We start from the raw sequence: 18390 nt of genomic DNA, 5'->3' as shown, positions 1-18390 counted from the left end.
TGGTCTTTCGGTCGGTGAGCAGACAGGAATCAAGGGATGTTCAGTGCGGCGAATGTGTCGGCACGTGCGCGGCGCTGCGCAGAATACCGAAGCCGCTGCGCGTGGACGATCGCCTTGAGATCGAATAGCGCGCGCTCGAATAACTCGTTGATTATAACGAAGTCGAATTCCCCGGCCCGGGCCATCTCTTCGGCGGCATTGCGCAGGCGCAGTTCGATGACGGCCGCGCTGTCCTCGCCACGGCGTTCGAGCCGCGAGCGCAGTTCTTCCCAGCTCGGCGGCAGGATGAAGACCATCACCGCGTTGGCGAAGGTCTGGCGGATCTGCAGCGCGCCCTGGAAGTCGATCTCGAGGATCACGTCGGCTCCCTGGGCAATCCGCTCCTCGATGGCTTTCTTGGACGTGCCGTAGCGCTGGCCGTGCACATGGGCCCATTCCACGAAGCCGTCGGTCGCGACCATGGCGTCGAATTCGGCGGGCGACACGAAAAAGTACTCGCGGCCGTGCTTTTCCTGGCCGCGTGGCGACCGGGTGGTGTGCGAGACCGAGGGCTGGACGGCCGAATCGAGCTCCATGAGCGCCTTCACCAGGCTCGATTTGCCGGCACCGCTCGGTGCCGCCACCACAAAGATGTTGCCTGGGTAGTCCATGGGCTCGTTCATTCGATGTTCTGTACCTGTTCGCGCATCTGCTCGATCAGCACCTTCATGTCCACGCCGATGCGCGTGAGCTCCAGCGCCGCCGACTTGGAGCCCAGTGTATTGGCCTCGCGGTGCAGCTCCTGGATCAGGAAGTCGAGCCGCTTGCCGACCTCGCCGCCTTTCTTGAGCAGGCGCTCGATCTCGTCGAGGTGCGAATTGAGCCGCGTGAGCTCTTCCGCCACGTCGATGCGGATCGCGAATGCGGTCGCCTCGGTCAGCGCGCGGTCCTGGGCGGCTTCGGGCAGGGTGCCACCGGTCAGGCCCATGGCTTCCTGCCAGCGCTCGAGAAAGCGCGTGCGCTGCTGCTCGACCAGTTGCGGCACCAGCGGCCCGGCCTGCTCGACCAGCGTGCGCAGCTGCGCCAGATGGGCCTCGAGCATCTTCGCGAGGCGGGTGCCTTCGCGCTGGCGGGCCGACATGAGTGCCTCGAGCGCCTTGCCGGCCACCGTGAGCAGGTCGGGCCCCCAGTCGCCGCGCGTGGCACCATCGCCGCCCGCCAGCCGCAGCACGTCGGCCACGCTGAGTTCGCGCGCGCCGGGCAGCCAGGCCCGGATGCCGTCCTGCACGCCGTTGAGCCGCTGAAGCAGCTTCACCGAGGGTTCGACGACGCCCGCCTGGGCGTTGCTTTCGATCGCCGCGCGCACTTCGACCTTGCCGCGCTTGAGCTTGCCCGTGAGCAGCTCGCGCAGCGCGGTTTCATGTTGCCGCAGTTCCTCGGGCAGCTTGAAGCTGAGGTCGAGGAAGCGGCTGTTGACCGAGCGGATTTCGACCCCGAGCCGCCCCGCGGCACCAGGCCCCGCTTCGGCTCCGGAGTGGCTGCCGGCGGTCCCGTTTTGGCCGCTGGCATAGCCGGTCATGCTGTAAACTGGCATTGCGCCTCACTGTGGTTTTGCTTGCAAGCACCGAGGCGTCGGCACGGCGTTCGCTTGCCGCACCATCGCCTTCGGGCGAAACTCCCGGATTATGTCAAAGGTCAAGCCTTCGCCCCTGCTGCCCGATACGGTCATTGGCGGATACCGCATTGTTCGCCGGCTTTCCGCAGGTGGTTTTGGCGTTGTCTACCTCGCGATCGACCCGGGTGGCCAGCAGGTCGCGATCAAGGAATACCTGCCTTCGTCGCTCGCCACGCGCGGACCCGGCGAGCTTACGCCCGAGGTGGCGCCCGAGAAGCTGTCGCTCTACCGGCTGGGCCTCAAAAGCTTCTTCGAGGAGGGGCGATCGCTCGCGCAGATTTCGCATTCCTCGGTGGTGAGCGTGCTCAATTTCTTCCGCGAGAACGAGACCGTCTACATGGTGATGAACTACCTGGAGGGCGCCACCCTTCAAGACTTCGTCGTCACCGCGCGCGACCTCAAGCGCCCCAAGGTGTTTCGCGAATCGACCATCCGCTCGCTGTTCGACGAGATCCTGCGCGGGCTGCGCATCGTGCACCAGTACAAGATGCTGCACCTCGACATCAAGCCCGCCAACATCTTCGTGACCGACGAGGACCGCGCGGTGCTGATCGACTTTGGCGCTGCGCGCGAGGTGCTCAGCAAGGAGGGCATCTTCATCCGCCCGATGTACACGCCCGGCTTCGCCGCCCCCGAGATGTACCGGCGCGACTCGTCGATGGGCCCCTGGACCGACATCTACGCCATTGGCGCCTGCATCTACGCCTGCATGCAGGGCTACCCGCCCAACGACGCGCCGCGGCGCATCGAGAAAGACCGGCTCACCCTGTCGCTGTCGCGCCTGCGCGGCGTGTACTCCGACAACCTCATGGAAGTGGTCGAGTGGTGCATGTCGCTCGATCCGCTCTCGCGCCCGCAGTCGGTCTTTGCGCTCCAGAAGGAACTGAGCCGCGAAGGCGAGCGGCGCTACACCAAGCTCACCGTCGGCGAGAAGGTGCGGCTTTCCCTCGACAACATCCGCTCCTTCGACAAGAAGGCCCTGCCCAGGGCGGCGGCACCCACCACGCGCCCCGCATGAAATTTTCCGTATTCCAGGTCAGCCGCAAGGGCGGCCGCCTCAAGAACGAAGACCGCATGGGCTACTGCTACACGCGGGAGTCGGGGCTCTTCGTGTTGGCCGACGGCATGGGCGGCCATCCCGAGGGCGAGGTCGCGGCGCAGCTCGCGTTGCAGACCATCGCCGCGCTCTACCAGCGCGAAGCCCGGCCGGTGGTCAAGGACCCGAAGGCGTTCCTGGCCGAGTCGGCCATGACAGCGCACCAGCAGATCATGCGCTACGCCAGCCACAAGGCCATGCTCGACACGCCGCGCACCACCGTGGTGGCTGCGCTGCTGCAGAACTCGAGCGCCATCTGGATGCACTGCGGCGATTCGCGCCTGTACGTGGTGCGCGACGGCCGCCTGCTCACGCGCACGCGCGACCATTCGCATGCGGAGCGCCCGCGCGCCGGCAGCGCCAGCGACGCGCCGGTCAACCGCAACCTGCTGCTCACCTGCCTGGGCTCGCCCACCACGCCGCTGTTCGACATCTCGGCGCCGCTGCCGCTGCAGCGCGGCGACCGCATCATGCTGTGCTCGGACGGTGTCTGGGGCGTGCTCGACGATGCCCTCATCGTGCACACGCTGTCGTCCGACAAGCCGGTGTCCGATGCGGCGCCCGACCTGGCCGAGATGGCGCTGCGCAAGGGCGGCGCCCACAGCGACAACGTGACGCTGATCGCGCTCGAATGGGAAATGCCGGCCATCACGGCGGGCGAGGAGCGCGCCGTGTCCACCGACTCGATCAGCGACGGCGTGTTCGCCTCCACCATCCAGGCCGGCATGCCCGCCGACGGCGAGCTCGACGACCTCGACGAGGACGCCATCGAACGCTCGATTGCCGAAATCAACGAGGCCATTCGCCGCTCAGCTGCAAAGAAGACCTGAGCGCGCAGGTGCGGCCATCGCTCCCGGGCGGTGGTCTTTCATCCATTTCTTTTTACTGACGCATCCTTCACCCATGACTGCTTTCACACGAAGCGGCGGCCGTGCCGCCGACCAGCTGCGCCCGGTGCGCATCACCCGCGGTTTCACCATCCATGCCGAGGGTTCGGTGCTGATCGAGTTCGGCCAGACGCGCGTGCTGTGCACCGCTTCCGTCGAAGAGCGCGTGCCGCCGCACAAGCGCGGCAGCGGCGAGGGCTGGGTCACGGCCGAGTACGGCATGCTGCCGCGCGCCACCCACACGCGCAGCGACCGCGAGGCCGCGCGCGGCAAGCAGAGCGGCCGCACGCAGGAGATCCAGCGCCTCATCGGCCGCTCGATGCGCGCCGTGTTCGACCTGGCCGCCCTCGGCGAGCGCACCATCCACCTCGACTGCGACGTGCTCCAGGCCGACGGCGGCACGCGCACCGCCGCCATCACCGGCGCTTTCGTCGCGGCGCAGGACGCCGTCAACAAGCTGCTCGCCGCCGGCACGCTGCCCGCTTCGCCGATCCGCGGCCATGTGGCCGCCATCTCCGTCGGCATCGTCGCCGGCACGCCGCTGCTCGACCTCGAATACACCGAAGACTCCGCCTGCGACACCGACATGAACGTCGTCATGACCGGTGCCGGCCACTTCGTCGAAGTGCAGGGCACCGCCGAAGGCGCCGCCTTCTCGCGCGACGAGATGAACCTCCTGCTCGGCCTGGCCGAGAAGGGCATCGGCGAGCTGATTGCAATGCAGCAGCAGGCGCTGCAGCTTTCGTCGCAGTCATGACCATGAAGCTGGTCCTCGCGTCCAACAACGCCGGCAAGCTGGCCGAGCTCCAGCAGCTGTTGGCGGAACTGGCGGTCACGCTCGTGCCGCAGTCGGCGCTCGGCGTGGGCGAGGCCGAGGAACCGTTCCGCACCTTCGTCGAGAACGCCCTGGCCAAGGCGCGCCATGCCAGCGCCGCCACCGGGCTGCCGGCCATCGCCGACGACGCCGGCCTCTGCGTCGATGCCTTCGGCGGGCTGCCGGGCGTCGACACCGCCTTCTATGCCACCCAGTTCGGCCATGCCAAGGGCGAGGCCAACAACGTCAAGGCGCTGCTCGAACAGCTCGATGGTGTGGCCAACCGGCGCGCCGCGCTCGTCAGCACGCTCGTCGCGCTGCGCGGGCACGACGATCCCGAGCCGCTCATCGCCGTCGGCCGCGTGGTTGGCGAAATCGCCAAGGCACCGATCGGCGACAACGGCTTCGGCTTCGATCCCGTCATGTACCTGCCGAGCTTCGGCAAGACTTTTGCGCAGCTGCCGCCCGAAGCGAAGAACGCCAACAGCCACCGCGGTCAGGCGGCCAAGGCCATGCTGGCGCTGATGCGCGAGCGCTGGTTCTGACCGAGCATCCGATGCCTTCGTCTTCTTCCACCGTGGTTCCGATCCAGCCCGCGCCGCAGGCCGGCGCGCCACAGGCCAACGACGTGCTGCACTGGATGCGGCCCGGCCCGCTGCAGCTCGCGGCGCTGCCGCCGCTGTCGCTCTACATCCACCTGCCCTGGTGCCTGCGCAAGTGCCCGTACTGCGACTTCAACTCGCACGAGTGGCGCGCCGCGAGCGCCGCCGAGGTCGACGGCATTCCCGAAGCCGCGTACATCGACGCGCTCGTTGCCGACCTCGACGCCGCGCTGCCGCTCATCTGGGGCCGCACCGTCCACACCATCTTCATCGGCGGCGGAACCCCGAGCCTCTTCTCGCCGCAGGCCATCGACCGCATGCTCGGCGACGTGCGCGCCCGCCTCAAGCTCGCGCCCGACTGCGAGATCACGCTCGAGGCCAACCCCGGCACCTTCGAGCGCAACCGCTTCCGCGCTTACCGCGCCGCCGGCGTCACGCGCCTGTCGGTGGGCGTGCAGAGCTTCAACGACGAACACCTGAAGGCGCTCGGCCGCGTGCACGACCGCGCCCAGGCCATTGCCGCCGCCGAAGAGGCCGCGAGCGCATTCGACACCTTCAACCTCGACCTGATGTACGCGTTGCCGGGCCAGACCCTCGAGGGGCTCGACACCGACCTGTCGCAGGCGCTGGCGCTCGCGCCGCCGCACCTGTCGGTGTACCACCTCACCATCGAGCCCAACACCTGGTTCGCCAAGTTTCCGCCGACGCTGCCCGAGGACGACATGGCCTACGCCATGCTCGACCGCATCACCGAGCGCACAGCCGCTGTGGGCATGCAGCGCTACGAGGTGTCGGCCTATGCAAAGAGCGGCCATGTGTGCGCGCACAACCTCAACTATTGGCAGTTCGGCGACTACCTCGGCATCGGCGCTGGCGCGCACAGCAAGCTCAGCTTCGCGCACCGCATCGTGCGCCAGGTGCGCTTTCGCGAGCCGCGCCTCTACATGGAGAACGCCCGCGCCGGCGCGGCCGTGTCGCAGAGCGACGAGGTCGGCCTGGCCGACCTGCCGTTCGAATTCATGCTCAATGCGCTGCGGCTGAAAGAGGGCTTCACGCTGCCGCAGTTCAGCGAGCGCACCGGGCTTGCGATGACCAGCATCCAGAAAGGCCTGGAAGAGGCCGAGCGCAAGGGCCTGGTCGCGCGCGACCTGCACCGCGTGTGGCCCACCGAGCGCGGGCTGGATTTTTTGAGCGACCTGCAGTCGCTGTTCCTGCCTGAGGACTGAATGACTTCGGCCGGCGGCGTAAAATCGCGGGCTCCGGAGAGTTGGGTGAGTGGTTTAAACCAGCAGTCTTGAAAACTGCCGACGTGAAAGCGTCCGTGAGTTCGAATCTCACACTCTCCGCCAGCCACCCATCTGGCTCATCGCCCCCGCAAACCCCTCAGCACTTCAGGTCGAAATATCGCTTGCGCGCCTGGTACAGGGCCACGTCGGCCTTGGCCTTCGACGCGCCGGTATCGTGCCGCGTCGCCGCTTCCATTTCGGGTAACCGAGCGTCCAGTTGCCGGCACTCGCCTTGGTCTCGCGCGGACAGCTTGAGTCTCTGGCGCATCACGTCCATCTGCTCGCGTGACTTTCCTGTTAGCGGGCGCAGCGCGTCGTCGAAGGCGTGATTGAATTCCGTGCGCTGCACGTCGCGACCCTTCCGCGACTTGCCTGACATCTGGTCGACGCCTTGATTGGGCGTGGCGTCGATCACCTTTGCGCCGACGCAGGGGGAGTCGGAATAGGCGACTTTGCCTGCCGTCTCGCATCGGTAGACAGGCGGCGCCGCTGGTGCGGAGACGGCGGCCAGCAGCAGGGGAAGTGTGAGCAGGAGGCGCATGCGTGCGGGATTTGCGTTTGCTCGATTTTCACCCCCCGGGGGTCTGCGAAACCTTGGTTCAGTCGCGCGTCAAGAGCAGCAGACACCCGCCGACACGATCCGTATCGTTACTGAATCTTCAATTCCGCCGTCTCCCCGTCACTGCGCTGAGGCGCTTCCGGGCTCCGCCCGGTTTCGCGCGTTCGCGTAGCGCCCGGCCTGCCTCCCTGTAGAGCGCGCCGGACCGCCGCATTTGCCTGCCAATTGAGGCCCTTCGTCGTCAATTGCGCCTTCTCCGACGCAGACGTAGGACCTTCGCCCGAACGTCGTCGTTGTGCAAATGTGAAGTTTTCACAGCTTGTTTCCTCCCGAAGCAGCCGCCATCAGGGTTTCGCCTTACCTTGAGATCGCGCCGCAGCAGCGGGCGTGGTCGGTTGCTCAGGCGGCCGGATCCACTCTTCTTTCACTGAAATATCGCGCTGTTCGCTCGGCGCTGTTTCGTCTTGCACGAGAGGTGACCATGTTTGTCTCAAAGAAAACCAAGTCCAAACCGAAGCAGGTTCCCTTCCGCGGCCGGCGCCGGCAGGGGGGCGCCTTCGTTCCGAAGCTCGCGGCCTATGCGCTGCTGGCCTTCGTGCTGTGGCTGATGATCTCGACGCTGGTGCAGCCGTTGTTGTCGTCGAAGGCCACGCGGGCCGTGCTGCAGGCGCCGGTGACGCTGATCACTTCGCCGATCAACGGGGTGGTGGCGCAGATGTCGGTGCATGCGCGCGACACGGTGGAACCCGGTGCGTTGGTCGCGACGGTGCGCAACCCGACGGTGAGCCAGGAAATCCTCACGCAGTTGCGCTCGCAGCACCTGGCGCTGCAAAGCCAGCTGGCGCAGCTTGCCAACCAGTACAAGGCCGACAACCAGGAAATGCGCTCGGTCGGGCGCGAGGCCAGCGTGCACCGCGAGGCGTCGCTGGCGCAGGCCTGGGAGTCGTGGCAGATCGCGCGACGCAAGCGCGACGTGGCGCACAGCGTGGTCGAAGAGCAGGAGAACAAGGTCCGCACGAACCAGGCGCTGCTCGAGCAGGGCGCAATCAGCGAGCAGGTGATGAACGCCTCGCTGGCCCAGCTCAACACGGCGCGCGCCAATGCGGCGGTGGCCGAGCAGGCCTTCACCGGCCAGGTCCAGACGGTGGCGAGCGCGGGGCAGGGCGCCTTCGTGGGCGATGGCGGCAGCAATCTGTTCCAGACGCTGGCGAGCCGCCGCGAGGCGCTGCGCAACAGCGTGGGCCGTGCGCAGCAGGACGGTGCGGCGATCTTCCAGCAGCTCAAGCAGGTCCGCCAGCTCGAGGAAGAGGAGCGCAGCCGGGTCGAGAAGCTCTCTTCGTACGAGATCAAGGCGACGCAGGCAGGGCAGGTCCACACGGTGCTCGCGCCCGTGGGCGCCTACGTCACGGCCGGCGCGTCGCTGGTGCGCGTGACCGACTGCAGCCGGCTCGGCGTGGTGGCGGTGTTCCCGGCGCGCGTGGCCAAGCGGCTGGGCATCGGCTCGCTGCTCGAGGTGAAGTTCGAGGACAGCGCCCGGGTGGTGCCCGCGCGCGTGGAACAACTGCTGCCCGAGGCCTCGGAGGCGCTGCAGAGCACCTACAGCGTGCCTTTCCCGTATGCGGAGCAGGGCTCGATCTACGCCGTGGCGCGCATCGAGGGCCAAGCGCAGCCGGTTGCAGCGGCAGATGGCGGCGCGAACCTCTGTGCGCCTGGCAAGGTGGTTTCGGCCACGCTGAAGTCCTGAGCAGGGAGCATGGCATGAAGCCGATCGCTTCCATTCCATGTGCACTGGCACGCGCTGCGGTCGCGTCGATGGCGCTGGCCGGCGCGGCCTCGGCGGCGCAAGCGCCGCCGGGCGCCACGCAGCAGCAACAGCAGCTGGCCCGGCAAAGCTGCGAGGGCCTGCGCCGCGCGGTCGCCGAAGACCAGAAGGGCGCGCCCTCGGGGCCGTTGTTCCTCACGAGCTACCGTATTGCCGAGGCCGGCAAGGGGCCGCCGCTTGAGCCCGCGCTTGGTGGCGTGGCCTTCACCTACGACAACGCGCTCGCGGGCATCGCGCTGCTGGCCTGCGGCGATGCCGCTTCGGCGCGGCGCATCGGCGATGCGGTGGTGCGCGCGATGGAGCGTGATCCCGCCATGCCCGACGGCCGCGTGCGCAACGCCTACCGCGCCGGCCCGATGACCGAGGACAAGGCGGCGCTGCCGGGCCGCTGGGACGCGGGCAAGAACCAGTGGATCGCCGATGCCTACCAGGTCAGCACGGCCACGGGCAACGTGGCCTGGGCCGCGCTGCTGCTGCTGAACCTGCACGAGGCCGAGCGTTCCTCGCCCACCTACCTGGCCCATGCGCGCAAGCTGCTCGGCTGGATCGAGCAGCGCACGCGCGCGAAGAACGCGCCCGACGGCTACAACGGCGGCTGGTACGGCTGGGACCACGCCCAGCGGCCGCAAACCTGGAAGTCGACCGAGCACAACATCGACATCGCGATGGCCGCCGCATGGGCCGCGCGCGCGACCGGCGCGCAGGCGGACGCCGAGCGCCAGCAGGCGCGTACCGCGCTCGATTTCGTGCGCCGCATGTGGAGCGCATCGGAGCAGCGCTTCTACATCGGCACCAAGGAAGACGGCGCGACGATCTCGACCGAGGGCTCGGGGCTCGATGCGCAGCTCTGGCCGCTGCTTGCCGCGCCCGAGGGCTCGTGCGACTGGTCGCGCGGGCTGCAATGGCTCGACAGGCACCATCGCCATGGCGAGGGCTACGGCTTCAAGCGCGAGCCCGACGGCATCTGGACCGAGGGCAGCGCGCAAGCTGCCGCCACGCTGGTGGCGCGCAAGGGGTCCGCGCCCGAGTCGCTGTGGCGGTTGCTTGCATCGCAGCGCGCCGGTAACGGCCTTTACTACGCCACGCCGGGCGAGCGCATCTCGACCGGGCTGGCGATCGGCCCGGACTCGACCGGCCCCGACTTCTTCTATTACCGCTGGCCGCACCTGGGCGCGACCGCATGGGTCGCACTGGCCGCCACGGGTTTCAACCCCTTCACCGGCAAGACCGCCGCCGCAGCAGGAGCCAATCCATCATGTCCAGCCTGATCGCACAACCGGAGTTCCAGCTCAACGCACTCGTCGCGGGGCTGGCGCTGCTGCTGATGACCTGGGCGCGCATCGATCGCATTTCCCACCGCGCCGTGTTCGGCGGACTGACCGCGCTCCTGCTCGCGCGCTATGCGGTCTGGCGCGTGGTCGCGACCATGCCGCCGTCGGACCTTGGCTTCGAAACGCTGTTCGCATGGGTGTTCCTGTTCTTCGAGATGACCGCCGTGGCCTACACGCTGATGTCGATCCACATGCTGCTGCGCACGCGCGACAACCGCCCGCTGGCCGACCGCGGCGAGGCGATGCTGCGGGACCGCGGCGACCGGGTGCCGGCGGTGGACGTGTTCATCTGCACCTACAACGAGGAATTGGCGGTGCTCGAGAAGACCATCATCGCGGCGCAGGCGATCGACTATCCGCGGCTCGCGGTATGGGTGCTCGACGACACCCGGCGCGACTGGCTGCGCGACTACTGCGCGCGGCGCGGCGTGAACTACGCGCGCCGGCCCGACAACAGCCATGCCAAGGCCGGCAATATGAACAACGGCCTGAAGCTGTCGGCCGAGGTGACCAACGCGCCGTACATCCTGGTGCTCGACGCCGACTTCGCACCGCAGCGCAATATCGTCTACCGCATGCTGGGCCTGTTCTCGGACCGCCGGGTGGGGCTGGTGCAGACGCCGCAGTTCTATTACAACGCCGATCCGATCCAGCACAACCTGCGCGCGACCGACAGCTGGGTCGACGAGCAGCGCGTGTTCTTCGACGTGCTGCAACCCGCCAAGGACGCGGTCGATTCGGCCTTTTGCGTGGGCACCTCGTTCATCGTGCGGCGCGACCTGATCACCGCGGCGGGCGGCTTTCCGGTGGGTAGCGTCTGCGAGGACATCCACACCACCTACCTGCTGCTGCGCCACGGTCACATCACGCGCTGGCTCGGCGAGCGCCTGTCGAACGGTTTGTCGGCCGAGAGCATCATCGACTACATCAACCAGCGCAGCCGCTGGTGCCTCGGCACGGTGCAACTGGCACTGTTGCCTGAAGGGCCGCTGCGCGGGCGCGGCTACAGCCTTTCGGCGCGGCTGCACTTCCTGCACGGGCTGATGCACTGGCTGGGCAAGCCGTTCATGGCCATGGTCATGCTCGCGCCGGCGCTCTACTGGTATGCGGGCGTCTCGGTGTTCCATGCCACGCCGCAGGCCTTTGCCGTCTACGGCCTGCCGCCGCTCATGATGTTCTGGGCCTACAGCTACTGGATCAGCGAGCGGCGCTGCCTGCCGGTGTTCAGCGAGGTGAGCCAGCTGGTTGCAGCCATGGCGGTCACGAGCACGCTCGCGAGCGCGATGCTGCGCCCGTTCGGGCGGCCCTTCAAGGTCACGGCCAAGGGGCTCGACCGCACCAAGACGGTGGTGCACTGGAAGCTGGTCGCCATCTTCGGCGGGCTGCTGGTGGCGCTGCAGCTGGGCGCCGCATCGGTCGCGCTGGGCGGCGAGGCGCTCACGCCGGGCGACGAGCTCAACCTGGTGTGGACGGGCATTGCGCTGGTGCTCTGCCTGGCCGCGCTGATGGCTTGCGTCGACCTGCCGCGTGGCGATGGGGAGGAGCGGTTTCCCTGGCGTGCGCGCACCCGTGTGCGCACCGCCGACGGGGAGGGCGAGGCGCGCTTCGTGAACATCGCGCCCGACGGCGCACTGCTCGAAGCCCGCGCACCGCTCAAGCGGCTGCGCGTGGGGCAGCCGCTCGAGGTGCATGTCGAGTCGGTCGGATGGCTGAAGGCGCACCTCGCGGGCCGCAGTGCCGCCGGCGCAGAGCTGCAGTTCGCCGCCACCGAGGCCCAGCGCGAGCAGCTGGTGGGCCATGTCTTCAACGTGCCGCCGAGCCACGTCGCGGTGCAGGTGCGGCCATGGCGCGCGGCGTCGGCGCTGCTCGCGAGCGCGGGTTTCGGTGCGCCGCGCGCCGGTTTCGTGCGGCTCGCACTGCGGCTGTGCCTGCTCGTGCTCGCGACCGGCATCGTGCTTGTGGTGAGCGGCTGCAACATGACGCCGCCGCTCAAGGAGCCCGATCTGGCGATGCCGGCGCAATGGCCGGCCGGCACCACGGTGCCGAATGCCGAACCAGTGGATTGGCGCAGCTTCGTCGAGGACGACGAACTGCGCCGGCTGATCGCCACCGCGCTGTCGCAGAACCGCGACCTGCGCGTCTATGCCGCCAAGGCGCGCGAGGCCCGCGCCGTGTATGCCGGCACGCGCGCCTCGCTGTTCCCGGCGATCGGACTGTCGAGCCACGCGCAGCGCGCCAAGACCACGCCGCAGGGCTCGCTGAGCCCGCTCGGCAACGTGCCGTCGGACGGCCGCGTGTCGAACAGCTTCGACATCCAGGCCGGCATCACGTCGTATGAGCTCGACTTCTTCGGCCGCCAGGCAAGCACTGCGCAGCAGGGCGGCGCGCTCGCCGAGGCCGGCGACCTGGACCATGCGGCCGCGCGCATGAACCTGGTGGGGGAGGTGTCGAACGCCTACCTCACGCTGCGCGCCGACCGCGCGCTGCTGGCGCTGGCCGATGCCACCGCGGCCAGTGTCGCCGCCAACGCCGACATGATCGGCCGCGCCAAGGCTGTGGGCGGCGCGGCGCAGCTCGACGTGTACCGGTCGCAGTCGCTGCTGCAGAACGCCCGCGTGCAGCAGGAGGAATACCGCATGCGCGTGGCGCAGGACCTGCAATGGCTCAACGTGCTGGTTGGCCAGCCGGTGCCGCCCGACACCGGCAGCGGCAAGCGCTGGCCCGAGTCGTCCACGGCCGCGGTCGCAGCCGGCCTGCCCGCCAGCCTGCTGCAGCGCCGCCCCGACCTGCTGGCGGCCTATGCGCGCGTCGAGGCGGCCAATTCGGGCGTGGGCGCGGCCAAGGCCGCGATGCTGCCGACGATCTCGTTGACTGCGCTGGCGGGCGCCGTGAGCGGCGACCTGTCGTCGCTGTTGAGCAGCGGCAACAGGAGCTGGGCCGGTGTGCTGGGCGTGTCGCTGCCGATCTTCGACTGGGGGCGCCGCTCGGCCAACATCACGGCCAACGAGGAGCGCCTCGCGGCTGCGATGGCTTCCTACGAATCGGCGGCGCAGGTCGCATTGCGCGAGACCGCCAACGCGCTGATCGCCGACGACCACCTGCGTCCGCAGCTGGAGGCGCAGCAGTCGCGCGTGGCGGTACTGGAAAAGGTGGCCGGGATTGCGCATACGCGCTTCCGCGGCGGGCTCGAAGACTATTTCGCGAGCCAGGATGCCCAGCGCGAGCTCCATGCCGAGCAGCAGCGGCTGATCGAGCTGCAGCTCAAGCAGGCGGTCAACAAGGTCAACCTCTACAAGGCGCTGGGCGGAGGATGGGGCAATGCGCAGCAGCAGCAGCGCACCACCCCGACGGCGGCCGTCAGCCCGCCACGTTGACGGCGTCCTTGAGGGCCTTGCCTGCGGTGAACTTCGGACTCTTGCTGGCCTTGATGGTGATCTGCTCGCCGGTGGACGGGTTGCGGCCGGTGCGTTCGGCGCGGCTCGCGACCGCGAAGGTGCCGAAGCCGATGAGCTGCACGGTCTCGCCGCGCGCCAGGGCACGCGACAGGTTCTCGAGGGCGGATTCGAAAGCGCGGCCGGCGTCGGCCTTGCTGAGGTTGGTGTCTTCGGCGATGGCGGCGATCAATTCGGTCTTGTTCAAGGCAGGTTCCTTTCAGGGGGATGGATGATGGTATCCGGCGCCGTGACCCCAGGCCGCGCCTGCAGGTGGAGAGATCCCCGTTGGGGATCGAGGCGCCCGAAGCGCTCCATCTTAGTTTTCACTGCAGCCACCTTGCCGGTCCGCACATGAAACATTTCAAGAAGAAATGTGATGGATTTGCTTGCACTGCCGCTGTTTTCGTGGATAGGCGGCGATCTTCAGCCTTCGGCGAGCATGCCGCGCGCCTCGATGAACGCGACGACTTCCGCCACGCCGGTGTGGGTCTTGAGGTTCGTCATGACGTAGGGCCGCTCGCGGCGCATGCGGCGCGTGTCCTGTTCCATCACGTCGAGATTCGCGCCGACGTACGGCGCGAGGTCGGTCTTGTTGATGACGAACAGGTCGCTCTTGGTGATGCCGGGGCCACCCTTGCGCGGGATCTTCTCGCCAGCCGCCACGTCGATCACGTAGATCGTCAGATCCGACAGCTCAGGGCTGAAGGTGGCCGCGAGGTTGTCGCCGCCCGATTCGACGAACACCACGTCGGCGTCGGGAAAGTCCTCGAGCATGCGGTCGATGGCTTCGAGGTTGATCGAGGCGTCTTCGCGGATCGCGGTGTGCGGGCAGCCACCGGTCTCCACACCCATGATGCGTTCGGCGGGCAGCGCGCCGGCCACCGTCAGCAGGCGCTGGTCTTCCTTGGTGTAGATGTCGTTGGTGATGGCGACGAGGTCGTACTTGTCGCGCATCGCCTTGCAGAGCATCTCGAGCAGCGTGGTCTTGCCCGAGCCGACGGGGCCGCCGATGCCCACGCGCAGCGGCGGGAGCTTCTTGGTGCGGCGGGGAATGTGGTGCAGGGCGGAGGTCATGGTGGTGGTTCGAGGTTCTAGCTTCTGAAGAGCCGGGAGTATTGGGTTTCGTGCCGCGCCGACAGCACGGCGAGCAGCGGTGCGAAGGCCTGGCGTTCTTCGTCGCCGAGCGCCATGGCGCGGGTCACTGCGTCGGGAATCTCGCGCGCCAGCCGCCCCAGGATGCGCTGCCCGGCGCTCTGGCCGAGCGGCACCGCCTTGACGGCCGCGCCCACCATGTTCTCGGCCCAGCCAAAGGCGAAGGCCAGGCAGCCGTCGTGCACCGAGGCGGTGGTGCGGCTCGCCGCAAAGGCGAAGGCCACCGGATAGCTCGCGGGCAGGCCGGCGAACACGCGGGCGGTGTCGGCATGGTGCAGCTTGAGCCACTCGACGAAGGAGCGCCCCATCTGCTCGGTCTGCAGGAAGAATTCGGCCGTCTCGCGCGAGGCCATGACCCATGCATTGAGCTCGCGCACGCGCGCCGCGTCGTCCGCGCGCCACGCCGCGATGGCTTGCGCGACCAGCGCGAGGTCGCCGCGCGCGAAGCTCAGGTGCAACTGGTCGGCGAGCCATTCGGCGGCCCTGGCTTCCGAATCGATGCCGGCCCATTCGACCGCCGCCTCCACGCCTTCCGAATAGGAGAAGCCGCCCACCGGCAGCGCGGGCGACGCGAGCCAGATGAGCTGCAGGAGGCTGTGGGCGCCGGCCGGATCGGACATGTCAGTGGGCGTGGTCGTCGTCCAGCAGTTCCGGTGCGAGCACGAGCGGCTTGGGGCCGCCGCTGCCGTGGGCATGCGGGTGGCCATGGTCGTGCGAATGTTCATGCGAATGCGCATGCGCCCCATAGGCGCCGCCCTCGGGCTCGAAGGCTTCTTCCACCGCGACCACGATCAGATGCATCGAACGCAGCATGTCGGCCAGCACATGGTCGGGCTCGATCTTGAGGTGGTCGGGCCTGAGCTCGATCGGCACATGCCGGTTGCCGAGATGGTAGGCCGCACGCGTCAGGTCGAACGGCGTGCCGTGTGCCGTGCAGTGCGTGATGCGCAGCACCGGCTGCGGCGCCGCGATGACGCGGACCAGCGAGCCGTCCTCGGCCACGAGCACGTCGCCGCCGCGCACCGCGGTGCCGCGCGGCAGGAACACGCCGATGCGGCGCCCCTGCGAATCGGTGGCGTCGAAGCGGCTCTTCTGGCGGATGTCCCAGTCGAGTTCGATGGTGGGGGCTCGCTTGGTCAGAACGGGCGCGAGGCCGCGGCCCTGGGGCATGAGTTTGTTGGCGGTGAGCATGGGGCTTGCGTTCAGCGGGAGGGTGTCGACAATACAACGTTCGTTATGACTTCAGTTGCGAGGCGCAAAGCATGTCTGCCATCAAAGTGACCCAGATCGGCGATTCGATCGGCGTCATCCTGCCGAAGGAACTGCTGGCCAGCATGAATGTGGGCAAGGGCGACACGCTTTACGTGACGCGCGCCTCCAATGGCGGCATCAACATCACGCCATACGACGAAGCCTTCGAACAACAGATGGAGGCTGCGCGGCGCTTGATGAAGAAGCGCCGCAATGCCCTGCGCGAGCTTGCCAAATGACGACGGCCAAGCGCCTGGCACTGGTCCTGCCCTGAGTTTCCAGCGCCGCCACGATCTCAAATCGCCCGCGTCATGAAGTGGCTGTAAGGATCGACCCGGTAGTTCCCAAACGGACCGCAGTCCTCGAAGCCGTGCTTCGCGTAGAGCGCGCGTGCCGGCTCGAAGAAGGGCTGGGTGCCGGTCTCGAGGCTGAGCCGCGCATGGCCTTGCGCGCGCGCGTCGGCCATCACGTGCGCGAGCATGCGGGCGGCGATGCCCTGGCCGCGCAGCGGGGCCGCGGTGCGCATCGACTTGAGTTCGGCATGGTGCGCGTCAAGTCGCCTGAGTGCGGCGGTGCCGACCAGCGTGTCCTCGCCATCGGGCTGCACGGCCCACGCGGACCAGAACCGGATCTCGGGCCGGCGCAGGCCCGAGAGGTCGAGCGCATGGACGCTCTCGGGCGGCGAGACGCGCCGCATGTCGACCAGGTGCTCTTCGAGGAAGGCTGCGATGCGCGGGTCCTGCAGTGGATCAAGCCGGATGCGAAGTTCCATCGGGGGCCTCAGAAAAGAAAGTAGCGCTGCGCCATCGGCAGCAGCTTCGCGGGCTCGCAGGTCAGCAGATGCCCGTCGGCACGCACCGCGTAGGTCTGCGCGTCGATCTCCATCTTCGGCGTGTAGCCGTTGTGGACCATGTCCTTCTTGCGCACGTTGCGGATGTTCTTCACTGCGGCGAGCGGCTTGGCCAGACCGAAGCGCTCCTTGATGCCCCCGGCGAGCCCCGCCTGCGAGACGAAGGTCAGCGAGCTCCTGGCGAGCGAGCCGCCGTAGCTGCCGAACATCGGCCGGTAGTGCACCGGTTGCGGCGTGGGGATCGAGGCATTGGGGTCGCCCATCGCGGCCATGGCGATGCTGCCGCCCTTGACGATGGTGAAGGGCTTCACGCCGAAGAAGGCCGGCTTCCAGATCACGAGGTCGGCCCACTTGCCGACCTCGATCGAGCCCACCTCGTGCGCGATGCCGTGCGCGATGGCGGGATTGATCGTGTACTTGGCCACGTAGCGCCTGGCGCGGAAGTTGTCGTTGCGCTCGCTGTCCTCGGACAGGGTGCCGCGCTGCAACTTCATCTTGTGCGCGGTCTGCCAGCAGCGCAGCACCACCTCGCCGACGCGGCCCATGGCCTGGCTGTCGGAGCTGAACATGCTGATCGCGCCGAGGTCGTGCAGCACGTCCTCGGCGGCGATGGTCTCCTTGCGGATGCGCGACTCGGCGAAGGCCAGGTCTTCGGCGATGCCGGCGTCGAGGTGGTGGCACACCATGAGCATGTCGACGTGCTCGTCGAGCGTGTTCACGGTGTAGGGCATGGTCGGGTTGGTGGACGAGGGCAGGAAGTTGTCTTCGCCCACCACGCGCAGGATGTCGGGCGCATGGCCGCCGCCCGCGCCCTCGGTGTGGAAGGCGCAGATGGCGCGCCCGCCGACGGCCGCGATGGTGTTCTCGACGAAGCCCGACTCGTTGAGCGTGTCGCTGTGGATCGCCACCTGCGTGTCGGTGGCGTCGGCCACGTCGAGGCAGTTGCTGATGGCCGAGGGCGTGGTGCCCCAGTCTTCGTGCAGCTTCAATCCGATGACGCCGGCCTCGATCTGCTCGTGCAGCGCATCCGGCAGGCTGGCGTTGCCCTTGCCGAGGAAGCCCAGGTTCATCGGAAAGGCGTCGGCCGCCTGCAGCATGCGCTCGATGTGCCAGGGGCCCGGCGTGGCGGTGGTCGCGAAGGTGCCGGTGGCGGGGCCGGTGCCGCCGCCCAGCATGGTCGTGATGCCCGAGGCCAGCGCCTCTTCGATCTGCTGCGGGCAGATGAAGTGGATGTGGCTGTCGATGCCGCCCGCGGTGACGATGTGGCCCTCGCAGCTGATGATCTCGGTGCCCGGGCCGATGACGATGTCCACGCCCGGCTGCACGTCGGGATTGCCGGCCTTGCCGATGGCGGCGATGCGGCCGTCCTTCAGGCCGATGTCGGCCTTGACGATGCCCCAGTGGTCGAGGATCAGCGCATTGGTCAGCACCGTGTCGACCGCGCCCTGCAGGCGGGTGCGCTGCGACTGCGCCATGCCGTCGCGGATGGTCTTGCCGCCGCCGAACTTCACTTCCTCGCCGTAGCCGCCGGCGCGCAGCGTGTAGTCGGCCTCCACCTCGATCAGCAGCTCGGTGTCGGCCAGCCGGACCCGGTCGCCCACCGTCGGGCCGAAGATTTCGGCGTAGGCACGCCTGCCAATCGTTGCCATGGT

18 protein-coding genes and 1 tRNA gene are annotated in these 18390 nt (G+C 68.2%); 10 read left to right on the top strand and 9 right to left on the bottom strand.

Translation table 11 applies throughout. The annotated features are described in order from the left end of the window. Positions 1-29: 29 nt before the first annotated feature. Together gmk and AC3A6J_RS25135 are read right to left on the bottom strand one after the other, a co-directional pair. A complete protein-coding gene (gene gmk, locus AC3A6J_RS25140) occupies positions 30-650 on the bottom strand; it encodes a guanylate kinase (RefSeq protein ID WP_487862746.1) in 621 nt (206 codons plus the stop codon). A gap of 8 nt (positions 651-658) precedes the next feature. Further along, complete coding sequence (locus AC3A6J_RS25135; RefSeq protein WP_487862725.1) at positions 659-1573, bottom strand: YicC/YloC family endoribonuclease; 915 nt, start codon at positions 1571-1573, stop codon at positions 659-661. A 91-nt stretch (positions 1574-1664) separates the two neighbouring features. Here AC3A6J_RS25135 and AC3A6J_RS25130 point away from each other — a divergent pair, with 91 nt between their 5' ends. The 6 genes from AC3A6J_RS25130 to AC3A6J_RS25105 all read left to right on the top strand — a co-directional run bounded on the left by AC3A6J_RS25130 (position 1665) and on the right by AC3A6J_RS25105 (position 6402). Next, positions 1665-2672 (top strand): serine/threonine protein kinase, encoded by a 1008-nt coding sequence (locus tag AC3A6J_RS25130; RefSeq protein WP_487862724.1) that lies wholly within the window; start codon positions 1665-1667, stop codon positions 2670-2672. Beyond that, positions 2669-3580 carry a PP2C family protein-serine/threonine phosphatase gene (locus AC3A6J_RS25125; protein ID WP_487862723.1) on the top strand — a complete coding sequence of 304 codons (912 nt, stop codon included), beginning with the start codon at positions 2669-2671 and terminating at the stop codon, positions 3578-3580. Before AC3A6J_RS25130 ends, AC3A6J_RS25125 begins: the two co-directional genes overlap by 4 nt. Before the next feature lie 73 nt (positions 3581-3653). Next, positions 3654-4394: a ribonuclease PH gene (rph, locus tag AC3A6J_RS25120; RefSeq protein WP_487862722.1), complete on the top strand. Its 741-nt coding sequence runs from the start codon at positions 3654-3656 to the stop codon at positions 4392-4394. 2 nt (positions 4395-4396) lie between these two features. Then, complete coding sequence (rdgB, locus tag AC3A6J_RS25115) at positions 4397-4996, top strand: RdgB/HAM1 family non-canonical purine NTP pyrophosphatase (protein ID WP_487862721.1); 600 nt, start codon at positions 4397-4399, stop codon at positions 4994-4996. Positions 4997-5007: 11 nt separating this feature from the next. Beyond that, entirely contained in the window at positions 5008-6279 is a 1272-nt protein-coding gene (hemW, locus tag AC3A6J_RS25110; RefSeq protein WP_487862720.1) for a radical SAM family heme chaperone HemW, read from the top strand. Between the two features lie 35 nt (positions 6280-6314). Beyond that, a tRNA-Ser gene (locus AC3A6J_RS25105) sits at positions 6315-6402 on the top strand. A 34-nt stretch (positions 6403-6436) separates the two neighbouring features. Here the strand turns inward: AC3A6J_RS25105 and AC3A6J_RS25100 are convergent. After that, positions 6437-6880 carry a DUF4124 domain-containing protein gene (locus tag AC3A6J_RS25100; RefSeq protein WP_487862719.1) on the bottom strand — a complete coding sequence of 148 codons (444 nt, stop codon included), beginning with the start codon at positions 6878-6880 and terminating at the stop codon, positions 6437-6439. Positions 6881-7379: 499 nt separating this feature from the next. Between AC3A6J_RS25100 and AC3A6J_RS25095 the strand changes: the two genes are divergently transcribed. Genes AC3A6J_RS25095 through AC3A6J_RS25085 form a run of 3 tightly spaced genes read left to right on the top strand, consistent with a single transcriptional unit; the run spans position 7380 to position 13425 of the window. After that, positions 7380-8642 carry an HlyD family secretion protein gene (locus AC3A6J_RS25095; RefSeq protein ID WP_487862718.1) on the top strand — a complete coding sequence of 421 codons (1263 nt, stop codon included), beginning with the start codon at positions 7380-7382 and terminating at the stop codon, positions 8640-8642. Positions 8643-8656: 14 nt separating this feature from the next. Then, complete coding sequence (locus AC3A6J_RS25090) at positions 8657-9988, top strand: hypothetical protein (protein ID WP_487862717.1); 1332 nt, start codon at positions 8657-8659, stop codon at positions 9986-9988. Beyond that, positions 9976-13425, top strand: coding sequence for an efflux transporter outer membrane subunit (locus AC3A6J_RS25085; RefSeq protein ID WP_487862716.1), 3450 nt, complete (start codon positions 9976-9978; stop codon positions 13423-13425). Before AC3A6J_RS25090 ends, AC3A6J_RS25085 begins: the two co-directional genes overlap by 13 nt. On the opposite strand, the gene AC3A6J_RS25080 is transcribed toward AC3A6J_RS25085, so the two are convergent. From AC3A6J_RS25080 to ureE, 4 genes are all read right to left on the bottom strand, one after another. Further along, entirely contained in the window at positions 13409-13690 is a 282-nt protein-coding gene (locus AC3A6J_RS25080) for an HU family DNA-binding protein (RefSeq protein ID WP_487862715.1), read from the bottom strand. The genes AC3A6J_RS25085 and AC3A6J_RS25080 overlap by 17 nt on opposite strands. A gap of 218 nt (positions 13691-13908) precedes the next feature. Then, on the bottom strand, positions 13909-14559 hold the full coding sequence (gene ureG, locus AC3A6J_RS25075) for an urease accessory protein UreG (protein WP_487862714.1): 651 nt from the start codon (positions 14557-14559) through the stop codon (positions 13909-13911). Between the two features lie 17 nt (positions 14560-14576). Then, the gene (locus AC3A6J_RS25070; protein WP_487862713.1) at positions 14577-15257 is read right to left on the bottom strand and encodes an urease accessory protein UreF; all 681 of its coding nucleotides are present in this window, start codon (positions 15255-15257) and stop codon (positions 14577-14579) included. Position 15258: 1 nt separating this feature from the next. Further along, positions 15259-15828, bottom strand: coding sequence for an urease accessory protein UreE (gene ureE, locus AC3A6J_RS25065; RefSeq protein ID WP_487862712.1), 570 nt, complete (start codon positions 15826-15828; stop codon positions 15259-15261). A gap of 71 nt (positions 15829-15899) precedes the next feature. Here ureE and AC3A6J_RS25060 point away from each other — a divergent pair, with 71 nt between their 5' ends. Next, positions 15900-16127: an AbrB/MazE/SpoVT family DNA-binding domain-containing protein gene (locus tag AC3A6J_RS25060; RefSeq protein WP_487862711.1), complete on the top strand. Its 228-nt coding sequence runs from the start codon at positions 15900-15902 to the stop codon at positions 16125-16127. 56 nt (positions 16128-16183) lie between these two features. Here AC3A6J_RS25060 and AC3A6J_RS25055 read toward each other — a convergent pair whose 3' ends face one another. Next, the gene (locus AC3A6J_RS25055; protein WP_487862710.1) at positions 16184-16660 is read right to left on the bottom strand and encodes a GNAT family N-acetyltransferase; all 477 of its coding nucleotides are present in this window, start codon (positions 16658-16660) and stop codon (positions 16184-16186) included. 8 nt (positions 16661-16668) lie between these two features. Then, positions 16669-18387 (bottom strand): urease subunit alpha, encoded by a 1719-nt coding sequence (gene ureC / locus AC3A6J_RS25050; RefSeq protein ID WP_487862709.1) that lies wholly within the window; start codon positions 18385-18387, stop codon positions 16669-16671. Positions 18388-18390: the final 3 nt, after the last annotated feature.

The sequence above is a fragment of the Variovorax sp. Soil_C_39 genome (genome assembly GCF_057656815.1).
This window is presented reverse-complemented; position numbering and strand designations above follow the sequence as displayed.

What these genes read in the sequence shown, in the direction of transcription:
- AC3A6J_RS25100 (WP_487862719.1), bottom strand. Translation starts at nt 6,880, where the DNA reads ATGCGCCTCCTGCTCACACTTCCCCTGCTGCTGGCCGCCGTCTCCGCA.
- hemW (WP_487862720.1), top strand. Translation starts at nt 5,008, where the DNA reads ATGCCTTCGTCTTCTTCCACCGTGGTTCCGATCCAGCCCGCGCCGCAG.
- AC3A6J_RS25095 (WP_487862718.1), top strand. Translation starts at nt 7,380, where the DNA reads ATGTTTGTCTCAAAGAAAACCAAGTCCAAACCGAAGCAGGTTCCCTTC.
- ureC (WP_487862709.1), bottom strand. Translation starts at nt 18,387, where the DNA reads ATGGCAACGATTGGCAGGCGTGCCTACGCCGAAATCTTCGGCCCGACG.
- AC3A6J_RS25085 (WP_487862716.1), top strand. Translation starts at nt 9,976, where the DNA reads ATGTCCAGCCTGATCGCACAACCGGAGTTCCAGCTCAACGCACTCGTC.
- AC3A6J_RS25135 (WP_487862725.1), bottom strand. Translation starts at nt 1,573, where the DNA reads ATGCCAGTTTACAGCATGACCGGCTATGCCAGCGGCCAAAACGGGACC.
- ureE (WP_487862712.1), bottom strand. Translation starts at nt 15,828, where the DNA reads ATGCTCACCGCCAACAAACTCATGCCCCAGGGCCGCGGCCTCGCGCCC.
- AC3A6J_RS25125 (WP_487862723.1), top strand. Translation starts at nt 2,669, where the DNA reads ATGAAATTTTCCGTATTCCAGGTCAGCCGCAAGGGCGGCCGCCTCAAG.
- AC3A6J_RS25090 (WP_487862717.1), top strand. Translation starts at nt 8,657, where the DNA reads ATGAAGCCGATCGCTTCCATTCCATGTGCACTGGCACGCGCTGCGGTC.
- rph (WP_487862722.1), top strand. Translation starts at nt 3,654, where the DNA reads ATGACTGCTTTCACACGAAGCGGCGGCCGTGCCGCCGACCAGCTGCGC.
- AC3A6J_RS25070 (WP_487862713.1), bottom strand. Translation starts at nt 15,257, where the DNA reads ATGTCCGATCCGGCCGGCGCCCACAGCCTCCTGCAGCTCATCTGGCTC.
- AC3A6J_RS25130 (WP_487862724.1), top strand. Translation starts at nt 1,665, where the DNA reads ATGTCAAAGGTCAAGCCTTCGCCCCTGCTGCCCGATACGGTCATTGGC.
- gmk (WP_487862746.1), bottom strand. Translation starts at nt 650, where the DNA reads ATGGACTACCCAGGCAACATCTTTGTGGTGGCGGCACCGAGCGGTGCC.
- rdgB (WP_487862721.1), top strand. Translation starts at nt 4,397, where the DNA reads ATGAAGCTGGTCCTCGCGTCCAACAACGCCGGCAAGCTGGCCGAGCTC.
- AC3A6J_RS25060 (WP_487862711.1), top strand. Translation starts at nt 15,900, where the DNA reads ATGTCTGCCATCAAAGTGACCCAGATCGGCGATTCGATCGGCGTCATC.
- AC3A6J_RS25055 (WP_487862710.1), bottom strand. Translation starts at nt 16,660, where the DNA reads ATGGAACTTCGCATCCGGCTTGATCCACTGCAGGACCCGCGCATCGCA.
- ureG (WP_487862714.1), bottom strand. Translation starts at nt 14,559, where the DNA reads ATGACCTCCGCCCTGCACCACATTCCCCGCCGCACCAAGAAGCTCCCG.